Raw genomic sequence first — 6,371 nt, forward strand, 5'->3', positions numbered from 1 at the left:
CGGTGCGGGGCCGACCCGCGCCTCCCGTCCGACCGTGGCCGGGTCGCAGGACACGCCGCACGCTCTCCGCCGAGGTCGCGCAACACGCCGCGCGCGCACGCCGGAAGCGGCCGATCGTGCGACCTCGACGTCGGCCGGGCGCGCTACCCGCGCGCGAAGAGGCGCGGCCCGCGCAGGCGCAGCCGCATCGTCACCGTGCCGAGCCAGCGGTCGTACTTGTACCCGACCTTCCCCATGCGGCCGACCTCCTCGAAGCCGAGCCGCTCGTGGAGCCGGATCGACGCCTCGGCCTGGCGGTCGGCGATGACGGCGACGACCTCGCGGACGCCGGCCGAACGGCACTCGTCGATCAGCGCCTCCATCAGGGCCCGCCCGAGCCCCTTCCCGCCGGAGGCGGCACCGAGGTAGATCGAGTCCTCGACGACGCGGTTCGAACGGTCGCGGGGGTTCCACGGGTCGACGAGCGCGTAGCCGAGCACCTGCCCCGAGGGGTTCTCGGCGACCAGGAACGGCAGACCCCGACGACGGATCTCGTCGTACCGACGCTTCCACGCGGCGAACGTGAACGCCGACGGGTCGAAGGTCACCGAGGAGTTCCGCACGTAGTGCGTGTGGATCTCGCGGACGTCGGGGAGGTCGCTGGGCTCGGCAGCCCGGATCGTGTAGGTGAACGCGGCTTCGGCGGGGACCGGGGCGCGCAGGTGTCGCGGCAGGACCCGCCGTCGCTGGTATTCCTCCTCGAGCACGGGTCCGAGCCTATGCCGTGGGCAGGGTCCAGTCGACCGGTTCGGCGCCCTGGGCGACGAGCAGCTCGTTCACCTGCGAGAAGGGGCGGCTGCCGAAGAACCCGCGCGAGGCGCTGAGCGGGCTCGGGTGGGCGGACGCGACGACCGGGGTGTCCCCGAGGAGCGGCCGGACCGACGCTGCCTGCGCACCCCAGAGCACGGCGACGAGGGGCTTCCCGCGGGCGACGAGGGCACGGACGGCCTGGTCGGTGACGGCCTCCCAGCCCTTCCCGCGGTGGCTGCCGGCGGCTCCGGCCTCGACGGTCAGGACGCGGTTGAGCAGCAGGACACCCTGGGCCGACCACGCCCGCAGGTCCCCGTGCGCCGGCGGCGTCACGCCGAGGTCGGCCTCGAGCTCGCGGTAGATGTTCGCCAGGCTGCGCGGGACGGGTCGCACGTGCGGGTCGACCGCGAACGACAGGCCGATCGGGTGCCCGGGCGTCGGGTACGGGTCCTGTCCGACGACGAGGACCCGGACGTCGTCGAACGCCTCGGCGAAGGCGCGGAGGACGTGCTCCCCGGCCGGGAGGTACTGCCGACCGGCACCGATCTCGGCACGGAGCCAGTCGCCCATCCGGTGGACGTCGTCCTCGACCGGGGCGAGTGCCTCGGCCCAGCCGGGGTCGACGAGGTCGACGAGCGGTCGGGCCTGCACGGGGCTAGGCGCCCATCGTGGCGACGGCGACCGAGTCCTCGCCGGCGACGACGCGCCAGACGCTGCCGGTGCCGCGGACCTCGAGGGCGCCCTCGCCCACGACCAGCGTGGTGTCCTCGTCGATCGCCAGGCCCGCGGTCACGAACTCGGCCTCGGCGCTCGCGATGAGCCGGGCGAGCGTGCCGGCCTGGACGGCGTGCACGTCGATCGTCAGGTCGACCAGGCCGAGCCCCTCGCGGAGTTCGACCTCGTCGAGGCCCTCGGAGGCTTCCTCGGGGCAGATCTCGACGCCGCCGATGCGCCAGCCGCCGACGAGGGCACGATCGGCGGCGATCATCGCGCCGGCCGAGTAGCCGAGGTAGGGCAGGCCGTCGGAGACGAGCAGGCGGATCTGGTCGACGAGCGGGGCGACGGCGTCGAGGTAGTCCGGCGTGACCCCGCCGCCGACCACGAGGGCGTCGACGTCGCTCAGGACCGTGGTGTCGAACACCTGACCGGCAGCGATCTCGGTGACGAGGACCTCGGCCGTGCGCGGACCGGCGAGCACCTCGCCGATGTCGGCCGTGCTGGACGGGCTCGCACCGGACCCGTCGGCGACGGAGAGCAGGGCGATGCGCGGGACCGTGCGGCCGACGGCTGCGGAGCGGACCGTGGCCTCGGCGACGAAGGGCGCGGCGGCGTCCGAGGCGGCGAAGGGTCCGCCGCCGACGAGGTGGATGCTCACGACTCGGCCGTCACCGGCGCGAGGGCGCTCCACGGGAAGGTGATCCACCCGTCGACGCGACGCCAGACGTGGTCCGGCTCGAGCACGGTGCCGGGCTTGGAGTAGAGGCAGGCGCTGCGGACGTCGGCGCCGGCGTTCCGGATGATGTCGACCACCAGGCGGAGGGTCCGGCCGGAGTCCGACACGTCGTCGACGACGAGGACGCGCTTGCCGGCGAGGCTCGGGGCGTCGAGCGCCGGCGACAGGATGACCGGCTCCTCGAGACGCTGCTCGACGTCGGTGTAGAACTCGACGTTGATCGAGCCGCACTCCTTGGTGCCGAGGGCGTAGGCGACCGCACCAGCGATGATGAGCCCACCGCGGGCCACGGCGACGACGACCTCGGGTTCGAAGCCGGAGGACAGGACGTCCTTGGCGAGCAGGCGTGCTGCGTCACCGAACTCGAGCCATCCGAGCACCTCGGGCCCGCTCGTCACGGTCACGGTCGAGGGAGCCTGGGCGGGTGACCCGGATTCGCTGCTGATCGGCATCCGACAACGGTACCGGCACGGACCCCGCGCCCGCGACCCGCACGTGCGGCCCGGGCGCGTGCGGGACGGGTGCGGGCCGGGTGCGCGGCACCCGCGGGGATCACACCCGCGGGGTCAGCTTCCCCCGCGCGAGCTTGTGCTGGGCCGACTGCGCCACCGGGCGGATCGTCACGAGGTCGAGGTTCACGTGCGCCGGCAGCTCGACCGCGTGCACGATCGCCTCGGCGACGTCCTCGGCCACGAGCGGCTCCGGCACGTCGTCGTAGACCGCCGCGGCCTTCTCCGCGTCGCCACGGAACCGGGTCAGGGCGAACTCGTCGGTCTTCACGAGGCCCGGCGCGATCTCGACGACCCGGATCGGCTCCCCGTTCAGCTCGAGCCGGAGCGCGGCCACGAGGGCGTGCTCGGCGAACTTCGCGGCGTTGTACCCGCCGCCGTTCTCGTACGCGACGTGCCCGGCCGTGCTCGTCACCGTGACGATGTCGGCGCTCCCGGCGGCCGCCGCACGCCGCCGGAGGTGCGGGAGCAACGCCGCGACGACCCGCTTCGTGCCGATCACGTTCACCTCGAACATGGCGCGCCAGTCCTCGACGTCCGACTCCTCGACCGACGCGGACCCGAAGGCACCGCCGGCGTTGTTCACGAGCACGTCCGCTCCCCCGAGTTCGTCGACACGGGCGGCCAGCGCCTCGACGTCGGAGGCGCTCGTGATGTCCGCCACGAGGACGTCGGCTCCGGTCGACCCGGCGAGCGCCTCCAGCTTCGAGGCACGGCGGGCGACGGCGAGCACGTCCCACCCGTGCGCGCGGAACAGTCGGACGGTCGCCGCTCCGATGCCCGAGCTCGCTCCGGTGACGACTGCGCGACGAGATGCCATGTGCTTCCTCCAGAGGGACGGGGTGGGATGTCCCAACCGTACCGATCCGGCAAGGTCACGATCGGGTAACGTGACGGGCGATGACGACGGACGCCGCCCCTCCCGCGCCCTCGGCGCCCGCCTCGCAGCTCGAGCCCGGACGTGCGAAGCGCCGTATCCCGATGTGGGACACGGCGCGGTTCCTGGCGGTCACGCTCGTGGTGATCGGCCATGCGATCCAGCGCCAGACGGCGGCGAGCGAGCACGCCCTCGCGCTGTACACCTTCATCTACGCGTTCCACATGCCGGCGTTCGGCGTCATCAGCGGGTACTTCTCCTCCGCCGACACCCCGACCGCGAAGCGCATGCGCCGGACGATCACGGACATCGTCGTGCCGTACATCATCATGCAGACGATCTGGACCGTCGTGCAGGCCCTGGTCGAGGGCGGGAAGAAGTTCAACCCGACGCAGCCGACCTGGACCCTCTGGTTCCTGCTCGCGCTGGGGATCTTCAAGCTGATCCTCCCGTACCTCGCGCAGCTCCGATGGCCGCTGTTCTGGGCCGTCGTGTTCAGCATCGGCGTCGGCTACTTCGACAACGTCGACTCCACGCTCTCGCTGTCGCGAGCGATCAGCCTCCTGCCGTTCTTCCTGCTCGGCTGGCAGGTGAAGCAGTGGGGCGTCTTCGACCGCTGGTACGAGGCTCCGCGGCGGATCGTGGTCCGGGTGCGCATCGCGGCCGGTGCCGTGTTCGTGGCGTGGGCGGTGGCGTGTGCGATCTGGATCCCGCAGTTCAAGCAGTTCGACCTGCACCACTGGTTCTTCTACGACGACTCGTACTCGGGCCTCGGCGAGGACGCCTGGTGGGCCGGTGCGGTCCGCTTCGGGCTGATGCTGCTGGCGACCCTCCTCACCGCGTCGTTCCTGCTGCTCGTGCCCCGTCGGAACGTCTGGATCACGCAGTTCGGCGCGGCGACGATGTACGTGTACCTGCTGCACACGTTCGTCCTCTACCCGATCCGCGAGTCCGGAGTGCTCGCCGGGCAGCACTCGGCGTGGCCGTACGTGCTGCTCATGGTGGCGATCGCCTGCGCGGTGAGTCTGTTCCTCGCCCAGCCGTTCGTCCGCCGGGGGATGCGCTGGCTCCTCGAACCGAACGTGCGCTGGCTCTTCCGCCGCGAGTAGTGAGACTGCGCCCGCGCGTCCGTACTGTGCGAGCCTCCGCCCACGGTGCGAGGGAACGAGCGTCCCACGGCGCGCGGAACCTCGCACAGTGCGGCGCGGGCCAGGAGGCGCGGCTCGCCTCCGCCTCGGTCGTTACGTCCCGAGGCGGGCGCGCTGGTGCCGACGCAACCACCTGCGTACCGTGACGGGCGACGCACAGCCGCGCCGCGCCTCCTGGGCCGAGCGCTGGGCGACCCGACGACCCGACGACCGCCACCGGACAGGAGCACGAGATGACCCAGAACGACGCCGCCCAGTGGCGGTTCGAGACCACGCAGATCCACGCCGGCGCACAGCCCGACCCGACCACGGGGGCCCGCGCGACACCGATCTACAAGACGACCTCGTACGTCTTCGCGAACTCCGACGAGGCCCGTGACCTCTTCGCTCTGGCCAAGCCGGGCAACATCTACTCGCGCATCATGAACCCGACGAACGACGTCGTGGAGCAGCGGATCGCGGCGCTCGAGGGCGGCTCCGGGGCGCTCCTGGTGTCGAGCGGCCAGGCGGCGGAGACCTACGCGGTGCTCAACATCGCGGGCGCCGGAGACCACATCGTGTCCTCGTCGTCGATCTACGGCGGCACGTACAACCTGTTCAAGTACACGCTCGCGAAGCTCGGCATCGAGACCACGTTCGTCGAGGACCAGGACGACCTCGACGAGTGGCGCCGCGCGGTCCGACCGAACACGAAGCTGTTCTTCGCCGAGACGATCGGCAACCCGAGGATCAACGTGCTCGACATCACCGGTGTCAGCGAGGTCGCCCACGAGTCCGGCGTGCCGCTCATCGTCGACAACACGATCGCGACGCCCTACCTCATCCGTCCGTTCGAGCACGGTGCCGACATCGTCGTGCACTCGGCGACGAAGTTCCTCGGCGGGCACGGCACCGTCATCGGCGGGATCATCGTCGACTCCGGGAAGTTCGCGTGGTCGCAGCACCCCGACAAGTTCCCCGAGTTCAACACGCCGGACCCCTCGTACCACGGCGCGGTCTTCGCCGAGGCCGTCGGCAACGAGCTCGCCTACATCGTCAAGGCCCGGGTGCAGCTGCTCCGCGACCTCGGTGCGTCGAACTCGGCGGACACCGCGTTCGCGCTGCTGCAGGGCATCGAGACGCTGTCGCTCCGCATCGAGCGGCACGTGTCGAACGCGCAGGAGATCGCCGAGTGGCTCGACAGGCACCCGGACGTCGCGACCGTCGCCTACGCCGGGCTGCCGACCTCCCCCTGGTACGCCGCGGCGAACCGCTACGCGCCGAAGGGCGTCGGGGCCGTGCTGTCGTTCGAGCTCAAGGGTGGCGTGCCCGCCGGCAAGGCGTTCGTCGACAACCTGCAGCTGTTCTCGCACCTCGCGAACATCGGCGACGTGCGCTCCCTCGTCATCCACCCGGCGTCGACCACGCACTCGCAGCTGACGCCCGAGCAGCAGCTCACCACCGGGGTCACGCCGGGGCTCGTGCGGCTGTCGGTGGGGATCGAGAACGTCGAGGACCTCAAGGCCGACCTCGAGGCCGGGCTCGCCGCGGCCCGTGCGGTCGCGCAGGAGGGCCAGCGCGCGTAGCGGCCCCGGCGCCGGGCGCGGGGGCTGTCG

At 71.9% G+C, this 6,371-nt stretch carries 7 protein-coding genes; 2 read left to right on the forward strand and 5 right to left on the reverse strand.

Annotated elements, in window-relative coordinates:
- Nucleotides 1–143: 143 nt before the first annotated feature.
- From HWD93_RS17955 to HWD93_RS17975, 5 genes are all read right to left on the reverse strand, one after another.
- Entirely contained in the window at nt 144–746 is a 603-nt protein-coding gene (locus tag HWD93_RS17955; protein WP_070416352.1) for a GNAT family N-acetyltransferase, read from the reverse strand.
- Between the two features lie 10 nt (nt 747–756).
- Nucleotides 757–1,440: a uracil-DNA glycosylase gene (locus HWD93_RS17960; protein ID WP_261647554.1), complete on the reverse strand. Its 684-nt coding sequence runs from the start codon at nt 1,438–1,440 to the stop codon at nt 757–759.
- A 4-nt stretch (nt 1,441–1,444) separates the two neighbouring features.
- Nucleotides 1,445–2,164 carry a Type 1 glutamine amidotransferase-like domain-containing protein gene (locus tag HWD93_RS17965; RefSeq protein ID WP_229085615.1) on the reverse strand — a complete coding sequence of 240 codons (720 nt, stop codon included), beginning with the start codon at nt 2,162–2,164 and terminating at the stop codon, nt 1,445–1,447.
- A complete protein-coding gene (locus HWD93_RS17970; RefSeq protein ID WP_175473674.1) occupies nt 2,161–2,694 on the reverse strand; it encodes a phosphoribosyltransferase in 534 nt (177 codons plus the stop codon). Before HWD93_RS17970 ends, HWD93_RS17965 begins: the two co-directional genes overlap by 4 nt.
- Before the next feature lie 100 nt (nt 2,695–2,794).
- Nucleotides 2,795–3,571, reverse strand: coding sequence for an SDR family oxidoreductase (locus tag HWD93_RS17975; RefSeq protein WP_071296185.1), 777 nt, complete (start codon nt 3,569–3,571; stop codon nt 2,795–2,797).
- Between the two features lie 80 nt (nt 3,572–3,651).
- Here HWD93_RS17975 and HWD93_RS17980 point away from each other — a divergent pair, with 80 nt between their 5' ends.
- Entirely contained in the window at nt 3,652–4,737 is a 1,086-nt protein-coding gene (locus tag HWD93_RS17980; RefSeq protein ID WP_071296184.1) for an acyltransferase family protein, read from the forward strand.
- A 272-nt stretch (nt 4,738–5,009) separates the two neighbouring features.
- Nucleotides 5,010–6,341 carry a bifunctional o-acetylhomoserine/o-acetylserine sulfhydrylase gene (locus tag HWD93_RS17985; protein WP_071302567.1) on the forward strand — a complete coding sequence of 444 codons (1,332 nt, stop codon included), beginning with the start codon at nt 5,010–5,012 and terminating at the stop codon, nt 6,339–6,341.
- The last annotated feature ends 30 nt before the right edge of the window (nt 6,342–6,371 follow it).

Origin of the sequence: Curtobacterium sp. C2H10, assembly GCF_025407985.1 — a bacterium.
GTDB lineage: Bacteria > Actinomycetota > Actinomycetes > Actinomycetales > Microbacteriaceae > Curtobacterium.